Source organism: Kitasatospora sp. NPDC058478 (assembly GCF_042720345.1).
Taxonomy (GTDB): domain Bacteria; phylum Actinomycetota; class Actinomycetes; order Streptomycetales; family Streptomycetaceae; genus Kitasatospora.
Map to the genome: position 1 here is coordinate 1 of NZ_JBHXML010000167.1, position 1391 is coordinate 1391.

The 1391-nt window shown below is 67.0% G+C and carries 1 protein-coding gene; it reads right to left on the bottom strand.

Going from position 1 to position 1391, the window contains the following annotated elements; all coding sequences use genetic code 11:
- Positions 1–169: 169 nt before the first annotated feature.
- Positions 170–1324, bottom strand: a complete 1155-nt coding sequence (locus ACFWPT_RS40915; protein WP_380488133.1) for an IS701 family transposase — start codon at positions 1322–1324, stop codon at positions 170–172.
- Between the last annotated feature and the right edge of the window lie 67 nt (positions 1325–1391).

A 1391-nucleotide genomic window follows, 5' to 3' on the forward strand; every position in this document is an offset into this window, starting at 1 on the left:
TAGTACTGCAACCGCATCTGGGGGGTGTGTCCTCGGCGTTTGTAGTGGGAGTTGCGGGCGCGGGCTTGGCTTCGTCGTCGGAAGTGTGACCAGTGGAGATGGTGGTCGTTGGCATGGTGGTGGGGCACGACGATGATGTGTCCCATCAGCTGGCGGATCTCCGGCACGCTCAGCGGTATGAGTTCTTCTCCGTCGTCCGCGCTTCCCCCTTTTCTGCTTCCCGGGCGCGGACGGCGGTCAGGTAGGCGAGGGCGGCCATGGCCAGGGTGATGTGGCGGTACCAGGCCCGATAGAGTCGCACCTGGTAGTGGTCCAGGCCGCAGTCGCCCTTCGCGGTCTGGAAGCACTCTTCCACCGCCCACCTGGCCGCGGCCACCTTGACCAGGTCTTTCAGCCGGGTGGCGACCGGTCCGTAGCAGATGTAGTAGGCCAGTTTGCCAGGGTTGCTGAGGCTGCGTCGGGCCAGGACCCAGTGCCCGAAGCCGTTCGTCCACTGCGGGCGGATCGCGACGCGGGCCCAGTCGTAGATCCGTTCCCCGTGCGCGCCCCGGCCCCCGGACAGGCGCTTCCATGCCTGCCGGGGCAGCGCGGCGATCAGCCGGTCCACCTGCACGTCCGTGCCCTGGCCGGTGACGACGATGTCGTTGACCTTCGTGGCCAGCACGTGCGCGACCGCCCGCTCCTCCAGCCACGACCGCAGGTGCCTCACCTGCCCGAACGCCTCGTCGGCGGTCACCCACGCGAAGGGGACGCCGGCGTCGATGGCACGCTGAAGCATCCACTTGAGGTGCTCGTTCTTCGTCGCGAAGGGGACCTCGTCCCCGATCCCCGCCGCCCGGCAGCGTTCGCGGTCATCGGTCCAGGAGAGCGGCAGATAGAGCTCGCGGTCGATCAACGCCCGCCCCCTGCTTGAGGCGTAGGCCAGGAACGTCCCGATCTGGCTGTTCTCCGTGCGGCCGGCTGTTCCGGTGTACTGCCTCTGGACACCCGCGGACTTCGTTCCCTTCTTCAGGAACCCGGTGTCGTCGCCGATCAGTACGCCGTCCCGGGTGCCGATGCTCTCCATGACGAAGTCCCGCACATCGTCACGCACCGCATCCGCGTCCCAGTCGGAGTGGTTGAGCAGACGTTGGACGCCGTCGGGACGCAACTGCCCGACCCGCTCGGCCACCGTCCAGCCGTTTTTGCGTTCCAACGGCGCGAGCAGCCCGATCAGGTAGTCCAGCGCCCGCTCGCGGGGCTCCGACCTCCCGAAATGCCGAGCGAACCGGGCATGAAACCCGGCTATCCCCTCGGACCACGACTCAACCTGCTCAACCGTCAACCCATAGGCACACAGTCAAGACAACGAACACCTACACCCACAGTCACGCCCAGATGCGGTTGCAGTA